23 protein-coding genes and 1 pseudogene are annotated in these 25846 nt (G+C 35.1%); 15 read left to right on the forward strand and 9 right to left on the reverse strand.

Annotated elements, in window-relative coordinates; translation table 11 throughout:
• The 11 genes from CW752_RS15310 (at position 1) to serS (ending at position 13346) form a co-directional block, all read left to right on the forward strand.
• Positions 1-2154 (forward strand): peptidylprolyl isomerase, encoded by a 2154-nt coding sequence (locus CW752_RS15310; protein ID WP_101240570.1) that lies wholly within the window; start codon positions 1-3, stop codon positions 2152-2154.
• 127 nt (positions 2155-2281) lie between these two features.
• Entirely contained in the window at positions 2282-3232 is a 951-nt protein-coding gene (locus tag CW752_RS15315) for an MlaD family protein (RefSeq protein WP_101240571.1), read from the forward strand.
• An 8-nt stretch (positions 3233-3240) separates the two neighbouring features.
• Complete coding sequence (locus tag CW752_RS15320; RefSeq protein ID WP_101240572.1) at positions 3241-4572, forward strand: (Fe-S)-binding protein; 1332 nt, start codon at positions 3241-3243, stop codon at positions 4570-4572.
• A gap of 90 nt (positions 4573-4662) precedes the next feature.
• On the forward strand, positions 4663-5448 hold the full coding sequence (locus tag CW752_RS15325) for a (Fe-S)-binding protein (protein WP_101240573.1): 786 nt from the start codon (positions 4663-4665) through the stop codon (positions 5446-5448).
• Positions 5449-5581: 133 nt separating this feature from the next.
• Entirely contained in the window at positions 5582-6397 is an 816-nt protein-coding gene (locus tag CW752_RS15330; protein ID WP_101240574.1) for an FkbM family methyltransferase, read from the forward strand.
• Between the two features lie 162 nt (positions 6398-6559).
• Positions 6560-7048 carry a hypothetical protein gene (locus CW752_RS15335; protein ID WP_101240575.1) on the forward strand — a complete coding sequence of 163 codons (489 nt, stop codon included), beginning with the start codon at positions 6560-6562 and terminating at the stop codon, positions 7046-7048.
• 6 nt (positions 7049-7054) lie between these two features.
• Positions 7055-8167: a glycosyltransferase gene (locus CW752_RS15340; protein WP_101240576.1), complete on the forward strand. Its 1113-nt coding sequence runs from the start codon at positions 7055-7057 to the stop codon at positions 8165-8167.
• 51 nt (positions 8168-8218) lie between these two features.
• Positions 8219-9466 (forward strand): oligosaccharide flippase family protein, encoded by a 1248-nt coding sequence (locus tag CW752_RS15345; RefSeq protein ID WP_101240577.1) that lies wholly within the window; start codon positions 8219-8221, stop codon positions 9464-9466.
• A gap of 104 nt (positions 9467-9570) precedes the next feature.
• Positions 9571-11469: an asparagine synthase (glutamine-hydrolyzing) gene (asnB, locus tag CW752_RS15350; protein ID WP_101240578.1), complete on the forward strand. Its 1899-nt coding sequence runs from the start codon at positions 9571-9573 to the stop codon at positions 11467-11469.
• 39 nt (positions 11470-11508) lie between these two features.
• The gene (locus tag CW752_RS15355; protein ID WP_101240579.1) at positions 11509-12012 is read left to right on the forward strand and encodes a hypothetical protein; all 504 of its coding nucleotides are present in this window, start codon (positions 11509-11511) and stop codon (positions 12010-12012) included.
• A gap of 65 nt (positions 12013-12077) precedes the next feature.
• Positions 12078-13346: a serine--tRNA ligase gene (gene serS, locus CW752_RS15360; protein ID WP_101240580.1), complete on the forward strand. Its 1269-nt coding sequence runs from the start codon at positions 12078-12080 to the stop codon at positions 13344-13346.
• Between the two features lie 58 nt (positions 13347-13404).
• Here serS and CW752_RS15365 read toward each other — a convergent pair whose 3' ends face one another.
• From CW752_RS15365 to CW752_RS15405, 9 genes and pseudogenes are all read right to left on the reverse strand, one after another.
• The gene (locus tag CW752_RS15365; protein ID WP_101240581.1) at positions 13405-14142 is read right to left on the reverse strand and encodes a hypothetical protein; all 738 of its coding nucleotides are present in this window, start codon (positions 14140-14142) and stop codon (positions 13405-13407) included.
• Positions 14143-14162: 20 nt separating this feature from the next.
• Complete coding sequence (locus CW752_RS15370) at positions 14163-14888, reverse strand: sulfite exporter TauE/SafE family protein (protein WP_101240582.1); 726 nt, start codon at positions 14886-14888, stop codon at positions 14163-14165.
• Positions 14879-15331, reverse strand: a complete 453-nt coding sequence (locus CW752_RS15375) for a FixH family protein (protein WP_101240583.1) — start codon at positions 15329-15331, stop codon at positions 14879-14881. Before CW752_RS15375 ends, CW752_RS15370 begins: the two co-directional genes overlap by 10 nt.
• Before the next feature lie 9 nt (positions 15332-15340).
• On the reverse strand, positions 15341-16795 hold the full coding sequence (gene ccoG / locus CW752_RS15380; protein WP_101240584.1) for a cytochrome c oxidase accessory protein CcoG: 1455 nt from the start codon (positions 16793-16795) through the stop codon (positions 15341-15343).
• A 95-nt stretch (positions 16796-16890) separates the two neighbouring features.
• Complete coding sequence (locus CW752_RS15385; RefSeq protein ID WP_101240585.1) at positions 16891-17772, reverse strand: cbb3-type cytochrome c oxidase N-terminal domain-containing protein; 882 nt, start codon at positions 17770-17772, stop codon at positions 16891-16893.
• A 10-nt stretch (positions 17773-17782) separates the two neighbouring features.
• Positions 17783-17983, reverse strand: coding sequence for a cbb3-type cytochrome oxidase subunit 3 (locus CW752_RS15390; protein WP_101240586.1), 201 nt, complete (start codon positions 17981-17983; stop codon positions 17783-17785).
• A 22-nt stretch (positions 17984-18005) separates the two neighbouring features.
• Positions 18006-20266, reverse strand: a pseudogene (gene ccoN / locus CW752_RS15395) (cytochrome-c oxidase, cbb3-type subunit I).
• Positions 20267-20287: 21 nt separating this feature from the next.
• Positions 20288-20500: a cbb3-type cytochrome oxidase assembly protein CcoS gene (ccoS, locus tag CW752_RS15400; protein WP_101240587.1), complete on the reverse strand. Its 213-nt coding sequence runs from the start codon at positions 20498-20500 to the stop codon at positions 20288-20290.
• Between the two features lie 109 nt (positions 20501-20609).
• Entirely contained in the window at positions 20610-22988 is a 2379-nt protein-coding gene (locus tag CW752_RS15405; RefSeq protein WP_101240588.1) for a heavy metal translocating P-type ATPase, read from the reverse strand.
• Positions 22989-23077: 89 nt separating this feature from the next.
• Between CW752_RS15405 and CW752_RS15410 the strand changes: the two genes are divergently transcribed.
• The 4 genes from CW752_RS15410 (at position 23078) to CW752_RS15425 (ending at position 25679) form a co-directional block, all read left to right on the forward strand.
• Positions 23078-23791: a Crp/Fnr family transcriptional regulator gene (locus tag CW752_RS15410; protein WP_050019785.1), complete on the forward strand. Its 714-nt coding sequence runs from the start codon at positions 23078-23080 to the stop codon at positions 23789-23791.
• 62 nt (positions 23792-23853) lie between these two features.
• A complete protein-coding gene (gene panB / locus CW752_RS15415) occupies positions 23854-24669 on the forward strand; it encodes a 3-methyl-2-oxobutanoate hydroxymethyltransferase (RefSeq protein WP_101240589.1) in 816 nt (271 codons plus the stop codon).
• 3 nt (positions 24670-24672) lie between these two features.
• Complete coding sequence (locus CW752_RS15420) at positions 24673-24990, forward strand: hypothetical protein (RefSeq protein ID WP_101240590.1); 318 nt, start codon at positions 24673-24675, stop codon at positions 24988-24990.
• Positions 24991-25001: 11 nt separating this feature from the next.
• Positions 25002-25679, forward strand: a complete 678-nt coding sequence (locus CW752_RS15425) for an RluA family pseudouridine synthase (protein ID WP_101240591.1) — start codon at positions 25002-25004, stop codon at positions 25677-25679.
• Positions 25680-25846 lie beyond the last annotated feature (167 nt).

Here is a 25846-nt window from a genome sequence, read left to right on the forward strand (position 1 = left end):
ATGGCAATTTTAGGACAGATTAGGAGTAAGCCTTGGCTTTTAATGGGAGTAATAGCACTGGCGCTTTTAGCGTTTTTGGTGAACCCGGACAGCATCGACAAGGTTTTTGGTAAAAATCCTGATGTTTTAGGAAAAGTAAACGGTGAGAAGATCACCCGCGAAGAGTTCAATGATCAACTTTTCGTGCTGCAGCAGCAAGCTGAACAACAAGGTCGTCCAAAAAATGGTCTTGAAGAGCAGGCTTGGCAGTTACTTGTACAATCTAAGCTTATCAAACAGCAGTTTGAGAAATTGGGCTTTGAGATGACTGATGATTATTTCTGGAACCAAATCCAGTATGATCAGATGTTTGCCCAAAATCAACAGTTCTTTGATGAGAAAGGTAATTTTAAAACTCAAGAACTTAAAAAAGAAATTGAAACATTAAAAAATACCAATCCTCAAGGGTATACTCAATGGTTGAAAACAAGAAAGACTATTGAATATAGATTGATGGCAAGACAGGTATTTACCAATATTTCGGCAGGAATTACCACCGGTAAGAAAGAAGCTGAAGAATTGATGAAGGAAAGAGATCAGCTTGCTGATATCGACTTCGTAAAAGTTGATTATGCTGCTTACCTTCAGAAAACAAAAATCAATGTTTCGACAGAAGATCTTGCGAACTATATCAAGCAACATCCGGTAATGTTCAAGGCTGAGCCTAGCAGAAACTTAGGTATTGTATTTTTCCCGGCTAAACCTAGTGCGGCGGATGATGCAGCTGCTATGAAGGAAATTACAAAATTATACTCAGGAGGTACTGATGCAAGCGGAGGTACAGAAAACTTCCAGAATACGAAAAATGATTCTATGTTTGTAATGGCAAACTCTGATATGCCTTTCAATCCTCAGTATGTAACTCCTAAACAATTGCCTGCAACAATACAAGGTCAGATCACTACTGCTGCAGTAGGACAAACTTTTGGGCCTTACAAAGAGCAAAATTTCTATGTAGTTTCTAAGCTTGTTGGTAAAAAAACATCAGATTCTACATTATCAAGACATATCCTTATTGCTTTCAAAGGAAGCCCTGCGGGAGAGGGAGTAACGAGATCCAAAGAGCAGGCTAAGAAATTGGCAGACTCTATCGGAGCCATCGTAAAAGCAACTCCTGCTAAGTTTACTGAATTCCTGAAACTTTCTAATGATCCAAATTCTGCTGCACAAGGTGGTAGCTTAGGTTGGACAACTCCAGAAACGCCTTTTGTTCCGGAATTCCTTACCTATTTAGCAAACAACCCTAAAGGAGCTACAGGAGTAGTAGAAACACAATTCGGTTACCATATCATCAATATTGAAGATAAGAAGACCGGATCAATGGGATATAAAGTGGCTAACCTGATCAAAGAAATTAAACCTTCTGATGCTACGGAAGCTGAAACAGACAAAAAAGCAAGGAAATTCATTCAGCAGGTTCAAGGGAAATCGTTTAATGATTTCGTGAATATTGCTAAGAAAGGTAATTATCAGTTTACTAACCCTAAAGCTGCGAAGAGATTTGAAGGTCAGCTTCAAGGTCTAGGTACTGAAAAAGACGGAGATATTTTAACTTGGGCTTTTGATAAGAAGAGATCTAAAGGAGATACAGAATTCTTTACAGTAGACGGAACAGGTGATAAAATTGTAGTATATCTGAACGGAAAACAGGAAGCTGGTCTTGCTGATCCGGAATCTGTAAGAGATCAGATTGAAGTAATTGTTAAAAATAAATTGGCAGCAAAACAAATTTCTGATAAAATTGCAGCAGCAAAAGCTTCAAGCTTAGATCAGGTTGCTAAATTATTTGCTACTACAAAACAATCTGCTCAGGTTAACCTATTGAACCCTTCAGTAGCTGGTGCTATGGAGCCTAAAGTAGCTGGTGCAGCATTCGGAGTAGCGAAAGGTAAACTTTCTAATCCGGTTGAAGGTGGAACAGGTGTTTATGTTTTAATTAAGAAAACAGAAACAGTAAACAAACAACCAGGAGATCTTAAGCAGTTTACAGAGTCTATTACTCAGAGAAATGCAGGAATGTTCGGACAAGCTTGGATGAAGAGCCTTCAGGACAATGCAGATATCAAAGATTATAGAATTGAGATCTGGAACAAGCTGGGAAATCAGCAACAATAAGAATTTAATTTTACAGATATAAAAGCGACAAATTTTTTTGTCGCTTTTTTTGTATTTAACGCAGAACAATAAAGGAAAAGATTAATTTAAAATGTATTATATTTGCTTATTAGAAAAAAATTAGCAAGTGAAGTTCAGTAAAGAAATCAAAGCTGGTGTAATCACACTTCTAGCTATCGTAGGCTTTGTGGTGTTGTTTCAATTTATGAAAGGGAAGAGCCTTTTTACTACCGACAATATATTTTACGCAAAATTTGACAATGTGGAGGGATTGGCACAGTCTGCGGCCGTTTCTATTAATGGTCTGAAAGTAGGACAGGTTGATAAGATTATTCCACAGACTGCAAAAGACGGTAAAATTAGCTTTGTTGTAAAAGTTACGGTTGATAACAAATTCGAATTTTCAAAAAACTCTACGCTGGAAATTTTTGAGCCGGGATTAATGTCCGGTAAAGAAATGAGAGTAAATCTTGTATATGGAGGAGCTACTGCAAAAGATGGAGATACATTGCACGGTGCTTTTAAATTGGGTATGATGGGAAGTCTTTCTTCTCAGGTAGGTCCTGTAAAAGATCAACTGCAAGGTGTATTACATAGAGTAGATTCTTTGATGGCTAATGCCAATCAGATCGTAGATGCGCAAAATAGAGCGGAAATCAAAGCTTTATTAGCTAATCTTAATAAAACAGTAGGAGCATTACAAACTACAGCAGGAAGTGTAAACACCCTGGTAGGACACAATGATCCAAAACTTCAAAAAGTACTGGATGATGCAAGTCTTACCATGCAAAGCGGAAAAGTGACGTTGGATAAATATGGCAATCTTGCGCAAAGTATTGATACCAAACAATTAAATGCAACGATTGCAAGCTTAGATGCCACAGTTGGAAAATTGAATCAGGTAATTGGAGGAATAGACAAAGGAGAGGGAAGTTTGGGTAAACTGATGAAGGATGAGCAACTTTACAATAATCTGAATTCAGCTTCATCCAATTTGAATTCATTGATTGAAGATATGAAAGCGAACCCTAAGAGATATATTAATTTCTCTGTTTTCGGTAAGAACAATAAAGACTAATACGCCTTATGCAGTACATCGATAACATTATTTTCCTGATTTTATTAGTGGCCGGTTTTGGATTGTTTGCCAAAAGCCTCCAAAAGATCTATAGAAATATCAGATTAGGTCACGAGATTAACAGAAACGACAGAAAATCCGAACGCTGGAATACCATGGCAAGAGTTGCGATGGGACAAAGCAAAATGGTAAAACGTCCTGTTGCAGGGATTCTGCACGTTTTTGTATACGTAGGTTTTATTATTATCAATATAGAACTTATAGAAATAATCGTCGATGGTTTGTTTGGAACTCACCGTTTTCTGTCTTCAGTATTCGGAAATGGTTTTTATAGTTTCTTTACGGCTACATTAGAAATTTTAGCCCTTCTTGTAGTGATTGGGGTTGTTATATTTTTCATCAGAAGAAACTTTTATGGAGTTAAGAGATTAACCATGAAGGAACTTTTCGGATGGCCAAAACACGATGCGAACTGGATTCTTATCATAGAATTTGCTTTAATGATGGCTTTCTTCAAAATGAATGCTGCAGATTGGGTTTTACAACAAAGAGGTGTATTACCACAGCTTGGAAGTTTTCCGATCAGTTCAACAATTCTGGGTCCGGTTTTCAATAACTTCGGTGACGGATTTTTACACTTTACAGAAAAAGGTGCTTGGTGGTTTCACTTTGTAGGAATTCTTTTCTTTATGAACTACCTTTATTACTCTAAGCATTTGCATATTATCCTTGCATTTCCAAGTACTTGGTATGCTAACCTTGATAAAAAAGGAAAATTCAATAACCTTGATTCTGTAACTAAGGAAATCAAATTAATGATGGACCCTAACGCGGATCCATATGCTGCTCCGGCTGAGGGAGAAGCAGATGCAGCTCCTTCTAAATTTGGTGCAGAAGATATTTTTGACCTGAATCAGGTACAATTGCTTAATGCTTATTCATGTACAGAATGTGGACGTTGTACTTCCGTGTGTCCTGCTAATATTACAGGTAAAAAGCTTTCTCCAAGATTGATTCTGATGAAAACCAGAGACAGATTGGAAGAAGTGGGAAGAAATATCGATAAAAACGGAAAGTTCGTTGATGATGGGAAAAAGTTATTGAACGACTACATCACCAAAGAAGAGCTTTGGGCTTGTACTACTTGTAATGCGTGTACAGAAGCATGTCCTGTATTGCTTGATCCACTTTCTATTATCTTCGAAATGAGAAGATTCCTTGTGATGGAACAGTCTGCTGCTCCACAGGAATTGAATCTGATGATGACAAACGTGGAAAACAACGCAGCACCTTGGCAGTATAACCAGGCTGACCGTTTAAATTGGGCAACAGAAAATTAGATAATTAAATCAATTTGAAAATTTGAAAATTGATATAAGTCGACTCATTTTCAAATTTCCAAATTCTCACATTTTCAAATTGAAAAAGAAATGGATTTCAATATAAAAACAATGGCAGAATATGCTGCCGAAGGAAAATCTCCGGAAGTTTTATTCTGGGTTGGATGCGCTGGTAGCTTCGACGATCGTGCTAAGAAAATTACAAAAGCATTTTGTAAAATTTTAAATAAAATAGGCGTTGAATTTGCCGTTCTTGGTCAGGAAGAAAGTTGTACCGGTGATCCTGCAAAAAGAGCCGGAAATGAGTTTGTTTTCCAGATGATGGCTCTTACAAATATTGAAGTATTGAATGCTTATGAAGTAAAAAAAATAGTGACGGCCTGCCCGCACTGTTTCAATACCCTTAAAAATGAATATCCAAGCCTAGGCGGTAACTATGACGTTGTTCACCATACCCAATTCCTTAAAACATTAATGGAAGAAGGAAGATTAAAAATCGAAGGTGGGGCATTCAAGGGGAAAAAAATTACTTTCCATGATCCATGTTATTTAGGACGTGCGAATGATGAGTATGAAGCACCAAGGATTTTGTTGGAAAAACTGGATGCTGAGCTTGTAGAAATGAAACGTTGCAGAACAAACGGCCTTTGTTGTGGTGCCGGAGGTGCACAGATGTTTAAAGAACCTGAAAAAGGAAATAAAGACATCAATATCGAGAGAACAGAAGAAGCTTTATCTTTTGAACCTAAAGTAATTGCTACCGGATGCCCTTTCTGTAATACCATGATGACAGACGGTGTAAAACATTTTAATAAAAATACCGAAGTTGCTGTAAAAGATATTGTAGAGCTTCTTGCAGAGGCAGAAGATTTATAATCTTATTTAACGAAATTGTATTGTAGACTTCTACAAAGAACATTATACGACATTTACATGCAAAATCCAGGGTTACTCTGGATTTTGTTTTTTTATTCAAAATTGCTGTATATTGCAGTTATATAAAACCAATATGAGAAGTCTTCTAGCTTCCTTTTTTAAATTTATTTTTAAGTTTTCTTTTTTCAGACAAAAGTATTTTGCCTTTCATAAATATATTTTTAAGCCGTACCATCTTTTTAATGGAGTAGATAAAAATATTATATATAGAGATTCCTTCAATCTTGATTTAAATCTTAGTGATTGGATTCAACAACAACTTTATTTTCTCGGTGATTATGAAAAAGATGAAATAGACTATCTGTATTCTGTTTTAAAGGAAGGTGATGTTTTTATAGATGTTGGAGGCAATATAGGATTGTTTTCACTCAATGCTTCAAAAGTTTTGGGAAATGATGGGAGAGTATATGCTTTTGAAGCTTTCAAACCGAATTATGAGAAATTTTCCAGATATATTACCAATAATAATCTTAAGAATGTTAGTCTAGAACATTTGGCTGTTTCTGAAGGATCAGGATTCATTGATATATTTTATAATGATAGTTTTGATAATGTGGGAATGGCATCATCTTATATAGAGAACTTTACCACTAAAGAAAAAGTAAAATGTCTTAGCTTAGATGATTATGTAAAGAGTCATCAAATTGGAAAGATCGACCTTATTAAAATTGATATTGAAGGTGGAGAGGTTTCAGCATTAAAAGGGATGTCACAAATTCTGACCAGTTTTCAGCCTAAAATTATCATAGAAATAAACAATATAACGTTAAAAAGCTCCGGACATAGTGAAGATGAGCTATTACAAATATTGTCTCAAAAAGGCTATTCTAAAACAAAAATTTTAAGTAGGGATGAGGCTTCCTATAATGCAGTATTTGAATGTATCTGATCATTTTCAACTTGTTTGAATTCATTTACTTTCTGGAGAAAAAGTTGTAATTTTATACTCTGAATAAAAAGGATGTGAAATTGCTATTATCTATGTTGTAGGATTGACAAGGAATAAAAAAATGTGATTTCATATCGTTTTATGAAAATTAAATATTTGCATATGAAAATTGAAGAATCTAATATTGTAGAAACGAACGACTATAGAGTTATTATATATCCTGCGTCAAGACCATTTGAAACGAAAGAAGCAAAGGTAATTACTGAGAAATTATTTGATTTCCTGGCTACATGGGCTGCTCATGGAAAACCGCTTGCTTCTTCTTTTAAAATTGAAAAAAATCAGTTTATCATCATATGTGTAGATGAAGAAAAGGAAGTCGCTTCAGGTTGTAGTATTGATGCTCTTGGAAAGATTATGAAGGAGATTGATGAAGAATATCAATTGGGGCTATTTGATAGAATGAAAGCTAGTTTTATAGAAAATGGAGAAGTAAAAACACTAAAGCTTCTTGATTTTAAAACAAAGATCAGAAATGGAGAACTTCCTAAGGAAATTGAGGTTTTTGATTTTTCTAAAAATACCTATTTGGATTTTTTAAGCCATTTTTTACTACCATTTGAAAAAAGCTGGGCTTCTTCCATAAAATAAATACTATTGAAAATTCTATTCATTTCTTCATGGTTTCCGAATAAACTTGAACCTACAAATGGTAATTTTGTGCAGCGCCATGCAGAAGCTGTTGCGTTATTGCATGACGTGGAAATATTACATGCAATAGGAGATCCTTCCCAAAAAGAACAATTTATTTTTGATGATTCCGTTAATAATGGTATAAGGACACTTATTGTATATTATAAAGGCTCGAAAAGTTCGGTTCTGAATTTTAAGAATAGAATGTTGGCTTATAAAAAAGGTTTTTTAAAATTACAAAAACCGGATTTGATACATGGTAATGTATTACACAATTCCATGTTATTTGCCGTTTATTTGAAAGGAAAATATAAAATTCCATTTGTCATATCAGAACATTGGGCAGATTTTCTTGAAGTAAACAGGGCTAGTCTTAGTTTTACAAGTTTATTGATTGCACGGTTCATAGCCAATAAGGCTTCTTACTTGCTTCCTGTAAGTGAAATTCTAATGAAGGATTTAAAGGATTTGAAAATTGGGAAAAAATTCAGGGTAATCGGGAACGTTGTGGATACGGATCTTTTTTTTCCACAAAACGATCAGAATGATACCTTTATCTTTCTTCACATATCAAATCTTGTTAGTCTCAAGAATCCGGATAAAATGATTGAGGTGGCCGTTCGGCTTAGAAAAGAATTTCAAAATTTTGAATTTCATATTGGAGGAGACGGGGATATAGAAAGTTTGCAACAGATCATAGAAACGTATAATGCTCAAGAATATATTCATGTTTTTGGAGAACTTTCTCATAAAGAAGTTGCAGAGAAAATGAGGAGGAGCGATTGTTTTGTACTTTTCAGTGACTATGAAAGCTTTTGCTGTGTCCTTCCGGAGTCTCTTTCCTCTGGGGTTCCTGTGATAGCGACAAATGTTGGAGCAATTCCGGAGGTCGTTGGAGAAAATCATGGAATACTCATTGATAAATCTGAAGAAAAATTGTACACAGCGATGAAGGAAATGCTCTGTAGACAGTATACTTCATACTCTAAAGAAGAGCTGCATGGGTACGTTGTAGAAAGGTTTTCTTTATCGAAAATTGCAGAAGAGTTTAATAAGGTTTATAAAAGCGTTATTTAGAACAGTTATCCATTCAGAAAAGATATTTAGAATTTCCATTAATTAATTGAAATGAAAAGTTTAAAAGATTTTATCAAAGCATTTTTAAATAATGATGGACAACATGTTTTTATTTCTCTGTTAGTAGCAAAAATATGTGCTTTTTCAGGTTCTCTTTTTATGATTCGGATTCTATCGGAAAAGGAATTTGGAATGATGAGTATTGTGGCATCTGTTTTTGCAATTTTCGCTCCATTTAGTGGGTTTGGAAGCCCTCAGAGTCTAATCAGATTCGGATCTTTATGCGGTTCTGAAGAAGAAAAAAAAGAGCTCTCAGCCTATCTTTTTAGAAAAGGCTTTTTTTATCAACTTGCGCTGAGTATAGTTTTCTTCTTACTTTCATTTTTATATGTAAGTCATTATTACTACATTTTTTATATATTTTTTTTCTTTACCATTAGGCTGATGGGTTTTTATTTCCTCAGTCATATACAGTCTAATAGCCGTATTTATCTAAAAAATAAAGAATTTGCGACGGTAAATAATGTAATTAATATCTCAGGATTGTTGATGATGATCGTATTTTCATTCTTTTGGGGATTGTATGGGTATTTAATCGCTATTGCTATTGCGCCATTTCTATCACTTTTTTGGTACAAAGAGTCTTTATGGAAAATAAGAATTTCTTTAAAGAATTTTACATCAAAAGAGATTTGGAATTTTGCTTTACACGCATCAGCAACGGCACTGTTATCAGATGCTCTTTTTTCAGCAGATATATTGTTATTGAGTTTTTTTACAAACGAGAATGCAGTAGCAAATTACAAAGTTGCATTGCTTATTCCCTCCAATATAATTTTTTTGGCTCTTTCATTTATGCAAAGTGATTATCCTATTTTGGCCCAAAATTATCGTAATAAAACTTTTCTAACTCATTATATTATCAACTATTATAAGATTTTTGTTCCCATTTCTTTGGTTGTACTAGTTGTGGGATATTTTCTTAGTAAAACTATTCTTCAATTGTTTTTTGGTGCTCAGTATACTCATAATTCAATTATATTTTCTTTGCTTCTCGCGGCATTTTGTGGCAGTATGTTATTAAGAAATCTATATGGAAATTTATTGTCTGCAGTAGGTTTAATGAAAATGAATACATTATATTCGGCTCTTTCATTGATTCTTTTAGGTCTTATTTCTTATTTTTTAGTGCCGGAGGGAGGTGTTAAAGGTATGGCCGTTTCAATGACTATTGTCTTGACTGTTTCTGGATTGTTAATGATGTTATCATTCCTGTCTTATCTCAAAAATTTAAAATAAAATTTACTTTGTCCCTTATTAAAATCCAATTTTAAAATATAGATCGGATTACATCATAAAGTAAAGCCATTTTCCTATTTTTACAAACCTATTTAGACTTCACTATGTGCGGAATCAACGGATATTATTCATTTCATAGAAGTATTTCCTCTAAAAATATTTTAGAGATGAATCAAGCGATCAGGCATCGGGGACCGGATGATGAAGGATTTTGGCTTTATGAAGAAGGTAAGGGCAGGTCTTTTTCCGGAATTGATTCCACAGAAATGGTTAAAAATCAATTTCCTGCTTTAGGTACCGAAGATTCAGATATTGCACTAGGATTTCGAAGACTTTCCATTATTGATCTTTCTGAAAAGGGGCACCAACCTATGCTTTCCGAAAACGAGCAGGTTGTGATTACTTTTAATGGGGAAATCTATAATTTTAAAAAAATAAGAGAGGAACTTACCAATCTGGGGTATACTTTTGAAAGTACTTCTGATACGGAAGTTATTTTAAAAGCTTATAAAGAGTGGGGAAGCAAGATATTTGCAAAATTGGATGGGATGTTTGCAATTTGTATTGTTGACCTTTCTAAGCAGAGGCTTTTGTTAGCAAGAGATCGGGTTGGAATGAAACCCCTATTTTATTATAAAAGCAAAGATGGGTTGGTTTGGGCTTCGGAAATAAAAGCTTTGCTGAAAAATGAGCTGGTAAAAGCTGAGCTCAACTGGGATGGAGTTTATACTAATTTCCTTTTTCAGACTACTCTTGCGCCCAATACATGTTTTAAAGATATTTTTTCTTTAGAACCGGCTTCTTTTATGACAATCGATTTAAAAAATGGAGAATGTATAACAGAAAAATTCTGGAGCTTGCCTTTGGAAGCTACAGAACCTGTTTCTGAGGAGGAAGCAATTAAAAATATAGATTTGTTATTGTCTGAAAGTATCTCAGAGCAATTGTATGCGGATGTACCGGTGGCTATTATGATGAGTGGAGGAATAGACTCTACCTTTATTGCTTCCAAATCCAAGCCTTTCAATAAAAGCATCAGTACTTTTACGATTTCATATCCTTTTTCTGAGGAGGAAGTTAAAAATGCGTCTTTAGCAGCAAAACATTTTGGTGTTTTACATCAGGTGAAAGAAGTAAGTGATGAAGAAGTTCTAGGTCAGTTAAAAGAAAATATTCAACATTTTGAAGAACCATATAGCGGTCTTGAAGTACTTATCAATGCTGCAAAGTTTGCTCATGACAATCATTATAAAGTCGTTTTGAGCGGAAATGGGGCAGATGAGCTTTTTGGAGGGTATTCCCATACTTTGAAACTTAAGAAGTGGGTATCCATGAAGCGATTTAACTTTATCAGGCATTTCGTTTTTACAAAAGATCGATTTTCTGAAAGAGTGAAGAACTATTTCTCTCAGGATTTTATGTTCGATTTTTTTCGCCAGAGTCAGATAAGTATGAGGCCCTTAGAGTTTAAAAAAATCATTAAACCGGAAATTTATAAGACAATGAATACTAATCTCTCAAAATATCATGCATCGGAATCGAAAAACTATTCCGGATATTTTGAATATGATATGCGTTATTCTCTCTCTTCCCACCATGTTTTCCGCGATGACCTGAGTGCGATGAAATATGGTGTTGAATTCCGTTATCCTTATTTGAGCAATCGTCTCATTGATTATGTTGCTGCATTACCGGAAAATTTTAGGTTTAATGGAATTCAGAATAAACCTTTATTGCGCAAAACAGCAGAAAAGAATCTCCCCAAAGAAGTTTTAAATATGCCAAAGAGAGGATTTTCTTTTCCTTTGAACTCCTTTATCAGGAACGAAAAAAAGGTACAGGATTTCATTGTTGAAAATTTAGAAAGTTTGAAGAAAAGAAATTTTTTCAATCCCGAAGTTATTGATTTGTGGTGGAATCATCTTGAATATGAGTATGATTGGGTGAAAATTTGGCAATTAGTTACTTTTGAATTGTGGTATCAGAAATATTTTGAAAAATAAAAAAGTAGCCTAAAGATTAATATTTTTATCTTTGCTGTAATGAGGAATATTGTTTTTGGAATATTGTGTATTGTTTTTGCAGTAATAAGCTGTAAAAGAGAGGATGACGATTCTTTACAGAGAATTGATCAGATACTCAATATTTATATGAAAAGTAGTACCAATCCGGATTTGCTGAATAGTAAAAGAGCCGGCTCTTATACCGGATATTCCGTGAATGATCTTTTGGGGGATAAAGATATTTCCCCGGTGACTATTCCATTGAAAATGACCACCGATTCGATATTTTATATGGAATATATTTCAGGTGCTAAAAGAAGAAAATTTGATTCAGCTGGGACAACATATTATTCAAGAATGCAGCTTACCCTAAATAAAACAGTGAATAACGCTACTCAAAGCACACTTGATACCATCGAAATTCGCTATCGAAATACACCTTTAGCATTCCAGGTTTCCCAGGTATTATATAATAGAAAACTCATGTTTTCCAAAGATGCCGGTGCTCCAAATTCAATAAATGTCGTAACTATCACAAAATAGTTTTAAATTTGTAAAATTGTTAGCTTATATTAAGTTTAACATCTAATATTTAACATCTAAATAAAATGTTACAAGTCAATTTTTTACGCGACAATAAGGAACGCGTTTTAGAAGGTCTTAAGAAAAGACAATTCAAAAATCTTGAGTTGGTAGACGAAGCTATCGCTGCTGACGAAGAAAGAAAAAGAATCCAATTTGAATTAGATTCCCAACTTTCCGAGATCAACAAAATCTCCAAAGAAATTGGACTTTTGATGAAGGAAGGAAAAAAAGAAGAAGCGGAATCGGCAAAATCTAAAACAGCACAATACAAAGAGTCGAGTTCAGAATTGAAATCCCAATTAGAAGTAAAAGAGAATGCTTTACTGGATATCTTGTATCAGCTTCCGAATATTCCAAATGAATTGGTGAAAAGCGGAGCTTCTGCAGATGACAATGAAATTATTTTCCAATCTCATACCGTAGAAGGGCTTGGTGAAGGAGCTATTCCTCACTGGGAACTGGCAAAAAAATATAACCTTATCGATTTTGAATTAGGAGTAAAAATTGCCGGGGCAGGGTTTCCTGTTTACTTAGGAAAAGGAGCAAGATTACAAAGAGCATTAGTTCAATATTTCCTGGATAAGAATGTTGAAAAAGGATATACAGAAGTAAATCCTCCTCACGTTGTGAACGAAGCATCAGGTTTTGGAACAGGGCAACTGCCCGATAAAGAAGGACAAATGTACTATGTAAGCGAAGATAAGCTATATTTGATTCCTACTGCTGAAGTTCCTGTAACGAATCTTTATCGTGATGTTTTATTGGATGAAAAAGATCTTCCTATCAAAAATACAGCTTTCTCTCAGTGTTATAGAAGAGAAGCAGGTAGTTATGGGGCTCACGTAAGAGGATTAAACCGCCTTCACCAGTTTGAAAAGGTAGAAATTGTAAGAATTGAAAAACCTGAAAATTCTTATGCTGTTTTGGAAGAAATGGTAGAACATATCAAAGAAATTCTTACAGATCTTGAATTACCTTTCAGAGTACTAAGACTTTGTGGAGGAGATACTGGTTTTGCATCTGCCATGACGTATGATTTTGAGGTATGGAGTGCAGCTCAGGAAATGTGGTTGGAAGTAAGTTCTGTATCTAACTTTGAAACATTCCAGGCGAATAGATTGAAGTGCCGTTATAAGGCTGATGGTAAATCACAACTGGTTCACACGCTAAACGGATCAGCAATGGCATTACCAAGAATTATGGCAGCTTTGCTTGAAAACAATCAAACTGCAGAAGGAATTAAGCTTCCTAAGAAAATTGCAGAGTATGCGAGATTCGATGTTATTAGCTAATTCGTTTAGAAATCAATAAATAAAAACCCACCGAAATGTTTCGGTGGGTTTTGTTATTTTATTCTGTTACAATGATAATCTTTTTATCATCATTTTTAAACTTTGCTTCTTTATCATACATAGTTCTCAGATCATATCCTATTTTTACGGAATAGTTGTCTATCTGCTTTAGCCAGTCATGTTTACCTGTAATGGATTTTATCTTATTTTCAAACTTTAAGGTAGTTTCGATCTTTTTAAAGAACATGGTCATCATTCCTTCCATTTTCTCTGCTTCTTCTTTTGAACTTTTAGTACGAATAGCTTCCTCAAGGTTTTTAAGATTAAAATTTTCCGTACTGATCGTCAGGGTTTTCCCATCCCAATTATTGAAAATATTTTGATCTAATGGTAGTTTTTCTTCTTTTGTGAAGTTTTTTAACGACTGATAATCATTGGAAGAAAAATGTTCCAGTTTAAAAGCAAAGCCTGCAGCTTCATTATTTTCTTTTTTAGATTTCATGAAAATCTTTTTCATGATTTTGATGGAGTCAGGGTTTTGAGTTTTTAATTTTCCTTCCTGTTTTTCAAGTTCATAGATGCTTGTCCAGGTCGTAGGAAGCTTATCCATTTCTCCAAATTCTCCTTGCTTTAATGAATCCGGAGTCATTGCTTTCATTTCTGCCATAAATGCTCTGTTATCAATATCAGTAACAGTCGTTGTCGTGGCATCTTTATGATAGACAATTTCAGAATTGACAATGCATGATTGCAGTATGAAAAGACTTATTAGAAATAAGACAATAGTTTTCTTCATGGTAGTATTATAAGTTCTAATTAATGGCAATTAACAGCTCCGTTGTGATCTTTGGAAATGGTCATAGCCTCTGCTTTTGGAGAAACATATGGAATTCCGAGCTCAAGACCTCTTAAAATGAATAACCCACCTAATATGATCATAATGATAGGAACAGCTTTTAATACTTTAATTCTAAAAGCCTGATTCATGAGATTTCCGGCCAAAACTATGGCAAACATGAATGGAAGGGTTCCCAATCCGAATAAAGCCATATATAAAGCTCCCTGCCATATTCCCCCTCCTGCAAGGCTTGCTGTAAGTGCCATATAAACCATTCCACATGGAAGAAACCCATTAAGAACTCCTGTGGTGAATCTGGAACGATAATCTGCCTTTTGGAGCAGTCTTCCTAAATTTGATTTTACGGAATATAAAAATTTAGACAGAAAAGGGATTTTTGAAGCAAAATCTTTTCCTCCAAATGAAAATACAGCCATAATAATAAGCAGAATACCGGCAGTGATTGTCAGATATTTCTGAAAACCTGCCATTTCAAACCCTTGTCCTATGATCCCCAGAAGCGCACCTAATAAGGAATAGGTAAAAATTCTTCCAAATTGATAGGTAAGATTTTGAAGATAAAAATTGGCTGCTTGTTTTTTTGTTAATCCCATCGATAAAGCAATAGGTCCACACATTCCGATACAGTGAAAGCCGGAAGCGAAGCCTAAAGCAATAGCCGATACAACAAGTCCTATTTCCATATCACGTCATAATCCATTCTGTAGTCTGTTTTATCTTTCGTCCAACTCAATCTTAAAGTATAGTTACCCATTTTCAATACTTGTGATGGGATTACAAATGATTGATTAACATCAAGCTGTACAGATTTTTTTATATCTAAATTCTGGTCGTCGGTTCTGTTTAAAACAAATTTTACCGTAGTATTAGAGTTATTATATTCTTTTGGAAAAGTGATTTTAATTCCATTGGTATCCTGGCTGTATACAGGTTTTTCCTGTAGTTCATCAGCTCTTTTTTTAGAATCAATTACATCTTGATATTGTAGTTCTTCTTCATAATAATTATCTGTTACCATTTCAGAATTCTTCTGCCCGTTCGGGAAAAGAAACATCATCGATAATATAAAAACTATAAATGCAAATAATGCAAGTACAACACCGTGTCCCCAACTAAAGTTCTTCATCTTTTTAAATTAAAATTGTAGTTTGAATGGTCCTTCAAAATAAGTTTGATAAGAATCGATCAGTTTACCTTTCATATCGTAAACCCCGATTGTAATATTCTGTTTAGAAAGCTTCATTTCATCTTCCGGGAAGCTGATATTAATTGTTCCTTTGGATATTTTATCTCTGTCTACAGGGATTTTACTTGAAGCACTATAAGTAATTTCCCCATGAGCAGGAGCAATTACTTTTATGGTAACGATTTTTTTCTCGTTGGTTTTATTCAGGAAGGTATAATTATAAGTGTTGATAATTTTTCCCTCTTTTACAAAGAATGTACTTCCTGCCGGCTTAATGAATTTGGCTTCCATTTCACCCCTGCTATAAAGAAGGTATCCTAAGAACCCTACTAAAAGAAGTAAAAATACTGCAAAACCTTTCATTCTTCCTGTAAACTTAAATTGAGTCTGTTTCTCAATTTCATTTTCAGAAGCATATCTGATCAATCCTTTCGGAAGTCCTACCTTATCCATAACTTCATCACAGGCATCGATACAAGCCGTACAATTAATACATTCCAGTTGTTGCCCGTCTCGGATATCAATTCCTGTAGGACATACTACGACACATTGGTGGCAATCAATACAATCACCTTTACCTGCAGCTTTTCTGTCTTCACCTTTTCTCCATTTTGATCTGTTTTCTCCTCTTTTAAAATCATAAAAAACATTGATTGTATCTTTATCAATCAATACTCCCTGAAGTCTTCCGTAAGGACAAACCAAGGTACAAACCTGTTCTCTGAACCATGCAAATACGAAATAAAATGCAGCAGTAAGAAGAATCATCACAATAAAGTTGGTAGGGTGTGCAAACGGCCCCTCAGATACAATTTTAAAAACCTGCTCATATCCTACAATGTACATGAACATAAAGTGAGTAATGATCAATGAAATAACAATGTAAACAGACCATTTTAAACTTCTCTTCCAGATTTTCTCACTGTTCCACTCTTGTCTGTCCAGCTTCATCTGCTTATTTCTGTCACCTTCAATCAGATATTCGATTTTACGGAAAATGGATTCCATAAAAATTGTCTGAGGGCATATCCACCCGCAGAAAATTCTTCCGAATGCAATCGTAAAAACAATAATAAAGATTAAAGATGCAATAGCACCCAAAGTCAGGATAAAAAAGTCTTGTGGATAGAAAGGTTGTCCAAAAATGAAAAACTCCCTGTCTATTACATTGAACATCAGTAATGGGTTACCATTAATTTTGATGAACGGTAATGTAAAATAAATAATTAGTAAAGTATAGCTTACAAGGTTTCTATAGTTGGTATATTTCCCTTTAGGCTTTCGGGGAAATACCCATCTTCTTTTACCGGATTGCTCCATTGTCCCGATAGAATCTCTGTAAGTTTCAGGGTCCAGAACCTGTCCCTGTCCGCCTCGTACTTCTATTTCTTCTATGTCTGACATGTTGTAATGTGTTTAAAAAAGAAAAAACATAATTCGTTACTATTTTTAATCTAATAACAAATTATGTTTTTTTCATATGTTTCTAATTTTCTAAATTATTCTTTTTCCCAGTGCGCTTCAGTTCCTTGAGGAGCAGCTCCTCCCTGAGCCGGAGTTACTGGTGGAAGTTCTTGGTTGATGTGATATACATACGCTGCAATTTTTTCAATTTCAGCACCAGAAACTTCTCCGTTTTTACCGAAAGGTCTCATCGCAGGGTTAGTAGGAGAACCATTCCAGTCCATATGGAATACGTTTTTGAATAACGTCTTTTCTGGTTGGTTGATCCAGTAGTTATCAGTAAGGTTTGGTCCGATACCTCCACTACCGTCTTCCTTGTGGCAAGATGCACAGTTTGTTTTGAATAATTCTTTACCTTCTGCGATATTATCAGCTGAATATTTTGCTGTTTCAATCGTTACAGGAGGCTGAGATTTTTGATATTCTTCAATACTTGCCAATTGCTCTTTATATTCTTTCTCATACTCGCTTAACGGGTGAGCGAAATCTGTGAAAGTGTAAGCTGCAATATATACAATACAAAAAGCGGTCCCAAAGTAGAATAAACCTACCCACCATTTTGGTAATTGGTTATCCAATTCCATGATCCCATCAAAACCATGGTCGATAAGGATATCTTTTTCTTCAGTTTCAGATTGCTTTTTAAATGCTGCAGCATACATTCTTTTGAAGAAAGGAACTTTCTTTTCAGCTAAATAAGCAGCTTTTTCTTCCGGAGATAATTTTTTGAATTTGTTATTTTCAATCAAATCTCCAATGGCACTGTGGATATATGCCAGAATACCAGCAATCACAACAGTTCCCCAGAAGTAAGGCGAAGCTAGGAACGCGTAGCTCTGCACAAACAAATAATAAAAAACTATTAAAAGTCCGATTATTATCAAGATGTTTACAACAACAGGTGTTCTTTGTTTCATAAAAAATAGTTTAATTTTTTAAATTAAAATTATCATCTTCATCATCCCCAAGAGGAGCCTCTTCTTCTTCTTTATAATATTTTTTAGGTTTGCTAAAAACATATATTATCAAAGCGACGAAGAACAGCATAAAGAAAATCAGAGCCAGCGTCTGGTAGAAACCAGCATTTTCTGTATTGGATAATATATCTTTAAAGTTCTGGGGAATCATATGATGTGCCTTTTAATGTTTTTTAGTTATTACTTGCTGTTTTGATTTCAGTTGTTTTGATATCTGTTCCTAATCTCTGTAGGTAAGAAATAAGAGCTACAATTTCTTTTTTCTCTAATTCTCCCTGAGGTTTTTTAGCATAAGCTTCTTTTAAGTCATTTGCTTCAGAGAAGATATCTTTTACAATTTTCTTAGCCTGGTTATCTGCCCATGCATTTGCAGAATCAATTTGAGGTTTTGTATAAGGTACATCAAATGTATTCTTCATCAACTTCATTTTGTCTACCATTTTAGATCTGTCTAAGTTAGTAGCAATTAACCAAGGGTAACGAGGCATGATAGAACCTGCAGAAGTAGATCTAGGGTTGTACATGTGCTTGTAGTGCCAAGAACTTGGGTTTTTACCTCCTTCTCTATGTAAATCCGGTCCGGTTCTCTTAGATCCCCAAAGGAATGGTCTGTCGTAAACAAATTCTCCAGCCTTAGAGTACTGTCCGTTTTTACCGTTGAATCTTGTAATCTCATCTCTAAATGGTCTGATCATCTGAGAGTGACAAGCGTTACATCCTTCACGGATATAGATATCTCTACCTTCAAGTTCTAACGGTGAATAAGGTTTTACCGCAGAAATGGTAGGTACACTTTTCTTAAGAGTTAGGGTAGGGATAATTTCTACCATACTTCCTATTGAGATTGTACATAATGACAATACTGTTAAAAGTAATGGCATTCTTTCCAACCAAAGGTGGAACCCTTCTCCTTCTTTACGTTTGTTTCCGATATTTGCTAATGCAGGTGCTTCAGCAGGAACTTCTTTTTGGAATGATCCTTTTCTTACCGTAGCAATTACGTTAACAATCATAAGGATTGCTCCTGAGATGTAGAATAAACCTCCTACAAATCTCATTTTATAGTAAGGAATAATAGCCGTTACAGTATCCAACCAGTTTTTCCATAATAATGTTCCGTCCGGGTTGAATTGTTTCCACATTAATCCTTGTGTGAATCCAGAAATATACATTGGTACTGCATAGAAAATGATTCCTAATGTACCTAACCAGAAATGCCAGTTAGCTAATTTTACAGACCAAATTTTTGTTCTCCACATAATTGGTACCAAATAATAGATAACCCCGAATGCCATGAAACCATTCCATCCTAGAGCTCCTAAGTGTACGTGACCGATTACCCAGTCCGTAAAGTGACCAATTTTGTTGATATTTTTAGTTGCCAAAAGTGGACCTTCAAACGTTGCCATACCATAACAAGTAACGGCTACTACGAAGAACTTAAGAATAGGATTTTCTCTTACTTTATCCCAAGCTCCTCTTAAGGTAAGAAGACCATTTAACATACCTCCCCAAGATGGTGCAATAAGCATAATAGAGAATCCTGTTCCTACTGCTTGTGCCCATGCGGGAAGTGCTGTATACTGAAGGTGGTGAGGACCAGCCCAGATATATACGAAAATTAATGACCAGAAGTGAATAATAGACAGTTTATATGAGAATACCGGACGTTGCGCCGCTTTAGGCATAAATAATACATTAAACCTAAAACCGGAGTCGTCAATACGAATGCTACTGCATTGTGACCATACCACCATTGTACGATAGCGTCTTTTGCACCTGCATACGCTGAATAAGACTTCCAGCCAGAGAATGATAATGGAACTTCAAGGTTGTTGAAGATGTGAAGCATTGCTACTGCAACCCAAGTACCTAAATAGAACCAAATGGCTACATAAAGGTGTCTTACTCTTCTCTTCGAAATAGTTAGAATCATATTGGCACCAAAGATGATCCAAGAGAATGCAATTAAGATATCAATTGGCCATTCGTGCTCAGCATATTCTTTAGAAGTATTGATACCCATAAAGAAAGTAATGAACGTCGCAACGATCATAAACTGCCAAGTCCAGAAATGAATCCAGGATAGTGTATCACTATACATTCTTGTTTTTAATAATCTCTGCGTAGAGTAGTATACCCCAACGTAAACAATATTACATACGAACGCGAAGATTACAGTATTGGTGTGCAACATCCTGATTCTACCAAAACCAAATGCACCATGAGTGTTTATTAAACCTTGAATATTACCGGATGCTAAACTTTTGATGGTTGTATCATCTGTCCCGAAAAAGAACTCAGGTAATTCAGGGTAGAAAAGCATTAATGCCGCCGTAAGCCCAAACGTAAATCCTATGAAACCAAAGATAATGGTTGCATAGAGGAACGCACGGACAATACTATTGTCATAACTAAACTTTTGTGTTTCCATATCAACTATTCACTATTTTTCTCAATTTTTATTATTTTCTCCTATTTCTTTTTCGTCTTTATCCTTGTTGCCAGTTTTTTCCTCTTTTTCTTTGATTTCATCATCGAAAAGAATCCTGACAGCCGGAGATTCATCATCTTCAAACTGTCCTTTTTTGGCATACACTATAAATACGACCAGGAAGATCGCAGCTAAAGAAACACTGCAGACGATCATTAAATATAGAATATCCATTGGACAACAAAATTAACCTATTTTCGGGGTTCAAATTTAGTGAAAAATAATGACATTCATCACGAAATGCCGATTTCAGCTAATTTAAAATCAGTCTAAATAAGAGGGTTTAAGCCTGCTTTTTAAAATACTTTCGACCTAAAATCCAAGTTGAAACTGTCGTAAAGGTAACCACTGTAATGGAACTGATTGGCATAATGATTGCAGCAAAAAGCGGATGCATATGTCCTGTAACTGCGTAACTTAAACCGACGATATTGTAAAGGAAACTGATTATAAATGTCATTTTCACAATCTTTATCGAGCCCTTGCAGACGTTCAGGTAATTGTCCAAAGTCACTACTTTTTCTCCATTCATAATAACATCTGAAGAAGGTGTGAAACTATTGGTGTCGTCAGCAATAGCAATTCCTACATTGCTCTGTTTTAAAGCTCCTGCATCATTCAGTCCGTCACCAAGCATAGCTACTTTCATGTGCTGGTCCTGAAGGTCTTTGATGTAGTTCAGTTTATCTTCCGGACTTTGGTTAAAAGCCATCCCTTTATAGTTTGGAATCAGGTCTTTCAGTTGATTTTCTTCAGAAGAATTATCACCGCTTAGGATGAATATTTTGTAGTGGGTAAGTTTATTGAATAGATCTTTTAGTTTTGGACGGTATTCATTTTTGAAGATGAATTTTCCTATAAATTGACCATTTTTGCTGATGTAAACTGCTGTTTCAAGGTTTTTGGGTTCTTGATTATTATAACGTGCAGAACCAATTTTGTAAAGGGTGCCTCTTACGTTCGCCTCATATCCTTTTCCGGAAATCTCCTGAAAATTATCAACAGGGAAATAATCGTCCTTCACCTCTATAAATTCGTACAATGATTTCGAAAGAGGGTGATTGGAATTTTTTAATAATGTTTTGATATTGAGTAAATCAAATTCATTGATTTCTGAACCTTCGTATTTGATGTTGGATTTTTTTCTGTGGGTAATGGTTCCGGTTTTATCAAAAACAATAGTGTCCAGTTTAGCAATTTTTTCAATTGTTAAAGTGTCTTTTACATAAAACTTGTTTCGTCCCAATATTCTCATAATGTGCCCGAAAGTAAACGGTGCGGATAGTGCAAGGGCACACGGACAGGCAATAATTAAAATTGCTGAAATAACCTGGAACATTTTTTCAAGATCGATGAATGACCAATAGATTCCGGATATTAAAGCGATGCCTAAAATGATGAAGGTGAAATATTTACTAATGCTATTGGTTAAAGTGTCAAGTCCGGTTTCATGTTTTTTAAAGGCTTCCTTATTCCAAAGTTGGGTAAGGTAACTTTGATCCACATCTTTAATGACTTCCAGTTCCAGAGAAGAGCCGATTTGCTTTCCTCCTGCAAAAATTTTATCACCAGGCTGTTTGCTGATACTTTCGCTTTCTCCGGTAATAAAACTGTTGTCAATATTTCCTTCCCCGTTTATTAAAATGGCGTCCACCGGGATGATTTCCTGATTTCTAACTAAAATTCTGTCTCCGACTTTTATTTCAGATAGCAGTATGTTTTCCTGTTTTCCTTCAAAGTCTACTTTGGTAACTGCAATCGGGTAGAAAGATTTATAATCCCTGTCATAAGAAAGGGCACTGTAGGTTCTTTTCTGGAAAAGTTTACCCATCAGCATGAAGAATAAAAGGCCACACAGGGTATCAAAATAACCGGGGCCATAATCGGTTGCCACTTCGTAGATGCTTCTTCCAAAAAGCACCAATATCCCCAATACAATAGGAACATCAATATTGACTATTTTATTTTTTAAACCGTACCATGCTGATTTGTAATAATCTGAAGCAGAATAAAATACAACGGGACAAGCCAATAAGAACATCAATATTCTGAAGAGTCCTTTGTAGTGTTCCATCCAATAATCTTCTCCACCTACATATTCGGGGAACGCTAAAAACATTCCGTTTCCGAATGCAAAACCGGCAATCGCAAATTTTACAAGAAGTGATTTGTCAAGATGATCTACATTTTTTTCGGCAGTTTCAAGGCTGATAACGGGTTTATATCCTAAATTGGTTAAGAAGTTGGCTAGTTCACTTAATTTCAGGTCGTTATGATTGAATGAAATTTGTAAGGTCTTTCTGGTGAAATTGACCTGAGAATATTTAATATGTGGATTTAGAGTATGAAGACTTTCTAATAGCCAAATACAAGAAGAACAATGGATTACAGGTATTTTAAATGTAACGAGACTGGTGTTTCCTTCAGAGAAATCTGTGATTTTTTCAAAAATCTCGGGAGTATCCAAGTAATCAAATTGGGTAGAGTTTTCATCATTGGGACGAATTCCGGCGCCTTTATTGAGTTCGTAGAAATTACTTAAATTGTTTGTATTCAGAATTTCATAAACAGACTTACAGCCGTTACAACAGAAAATCTTTTCATCAAACAAAATTCTCTCTTTTTCTATACCTTGACCACAATGAAAACAGTTCTCGCTCACCACCCTAAAATATTGAACTACAAAATTATAACAATTTTTTTTGTTTATCGATTTAAAAAGTTCTATTTTTGTGATAAATATCATATAAAATGCCGCAGGAACAACAGATCGCAATTGAAGAGAGGTTCGCCAGAGTTTTTAATGATAAATCATTTAAGGAAAGACTTTCTAGCGCAGATTTTGAAAAATACATTAATGGCAAAAAGAAACTGAGTTTTCAGAAACATGACACCATTTTCGAGGATGGAGAAACTCCAAAAGGAGTGTTTGTCCTGGAGAAAGGTGCTGCTAAACTTTCAAAATCAGGGGCTTTTGGGAAAGATCAGATTTTAAGATTTATCAAAGAAGGAGACATCATCGGCTACCGATCTTTGCTTTGTGGAGAAAACTTCCAGGCAAAGGCAGAAGCAATGACTGATATTGAATGTGTTTTCTTACCTGCAGATATCTTCATGTATCTTTTAGAGGTTGATCCGCAATTATCTTTCGTAATGCTTCAGAAAATTTCGTACGAATTAGGAGAGTCTTCCAATACCATTACATTCCTTGCACAAAAAACAGTAAGAGAGCGATTGGCTGAAATATTACTGCTTTTGGAACAAAAATTAGGGGTTGATCCGGAAGGTTTTATCAAAATCTCTTTAACAAGAGAAGAAATTGCTAATATTATTGGTACCGCTACGGAAAGTGCCATTCGTCTGATTTCCGAATTCAAACAGGATAACCTGATTGAAGTGGATGGAAGAAATATTAAAATTCTCAATCACGACAAACTCATGAAACTCGGTCACGTAGTTTTATAAATCATACAAAATTTGAGTCGGCTGAAAGGCCGACTTTTTAACTTTTAAAAAATAGATACATTATGTCTGTTCACTCTGAAATTAAAAAAGTTACGACGGAAACCTTGCGTAAAATGAAATTTGACAAGGAAAAAATAACAATGCTCACTGCCTATGACTTTACCACGGCAAAGATGGTAGATGCAGGAGGAGTGGATGCTATTTTGATTGGTGATTCTGCAGCCAATGTAATGGCAGGTTTTGAAACTACATTACCTATTACATTAGATCAAATGATTTATCATGCTCAAAGTGTGGTAAGAGGAACTGACAGGGCTTTGATCGTAGCAGATTTACCTTTTGGAACTTATCAGAGTAATCCTGAAAAAGCATTGGAATCTGCAGTAAGAATGATGAAGGAAGGTGGAGCTCATGCTGTAAAAATTGAAGGTGGAAAGGAAATTTCAAAATCCATCAAAAAGATCATCAATGCAGGTATTCCGGTAATGGGACATTTGGGGTTAACGCCTCAGTCTATCTATAAATTTGGAACTTATAAAGTAAGAGCTAAAGAAGAAGCGGAAGCGGAAAAACTAATTGCTGATGCACAACTTTTAGAAGAACTAGGTTGCTTTTCTGTTGTTTTAGAAAAAATTCCGGCTGATTTAGCTAAAAAAGTAACGGAAAGTATTTCCATTCCTACCATCGGAATCGGAGCGGGAGCTCATTGTGACGGGCAGGTTTTGGTATATCATGATATGGTGGGAATGAATCAAGGCTTCAGTCCTAAGTTCTTAAGAAGGTATCTTGACCTTTACACCGAAATTACAGGAGCGGTTTCGCAATATGTAAAAGATGTGAAAAGCGTAGAGTTTCCAAATGAAAATGAAAGTTATTAATCAATGCAAAACCAACAACAATCTATCCAGGGAATATTATCTATCGCAGCACTGATTTGTCTTGCTGTAGGATGGTTCAATTTATTTTCTCCGGAAATCAATCATTTACTTTCCAGAAAAGTCTTCTATGTTTTAATAGGAGGGAGTTTCCTTATTCAGGCGCCGATGCTTACCAATAAAAATTTTGTTTTTGGAATGTATGCTGCTGCTGCGGTATGTATATTCGGAGCATTTATCCCTGAAAGTTCAAATCTTTCATCCATTAAAACAATTGGTCTGCTGGGAGGTATTATTCTTTCATTGTCCAATAGAAGAAGATAAATTGTAGGAGTATGAAGGAGCAGATTGTATATGAAGACAACCATCTTTTAGTGATCAATAAAAAAGTCGGTCAGCTTGTACAAGGCGATAAGACCGGTGATGAGTCTCTATTAGAATCTATAAAAAATTATATAAAAGTAAGAGATGCTAAGCCGGGAAATGTTTTTCTCGGCTTGGTTCATCGTATAGACCGTCCTACGTCAGGGCTCGTGATCTATGCTAAAACCTCCAAAGCACTTTCCCGTCTTACTCAGATGGTGAAGAATCGTGAGATTAAAAAAACGTATTGGGCTGTGGTGGGGAAAGAAATGATTCCACAAAGCCAAAGATTGGTTCATTATTTAAAGAAAAACGAAAAGAATAATAAAGCGATTGTTTTTCCTAAAGCTACTGATGGAGCTAAAGAAGCAATTCTAACGTACCATGTAATCAAGACGCTCGATAATTATCTGCTTCTTGAAATTGATCTGGAAACAGGGAGACATCATCAGATCCGAGCTCAGTTATCTAAGACAGGGGTTCCAATTAAAGGAGACTTAAAGTATGGATCACCACGTTCCAATCCCGACGGAGGAATTAATCTTCACGCCAGAAGGTTGGAGTTTATTCACCCTGTTACCAAAGAGAAAATTGAAATTGTAGCTCCGGTACCACAGAATGATGCAGTGTGGAGAGCTTGTGAAGAATAGATTAAGTAATTTTAAATGCTTTATATTATTAAAATTAAAGCTATTGTTATGAACAATTCTCCAAATTTGCTAATCATCAGTAGGTAATAGGGCGCTTTATTTTTCTTTGTTAATTATGCCTAATCTTTATCTTCAAAATTAAAACCGGCTGATCTTAAGATATATAC

Source organism: Chryseobacterium sp. PMSZPI (genome assembly GCF_002835665.1).
Lineage (GTDB): Bacteria > Bacteroidota > Bacteroidia > Flavobacteriales > Weeksellaceae > Chryseobacterium.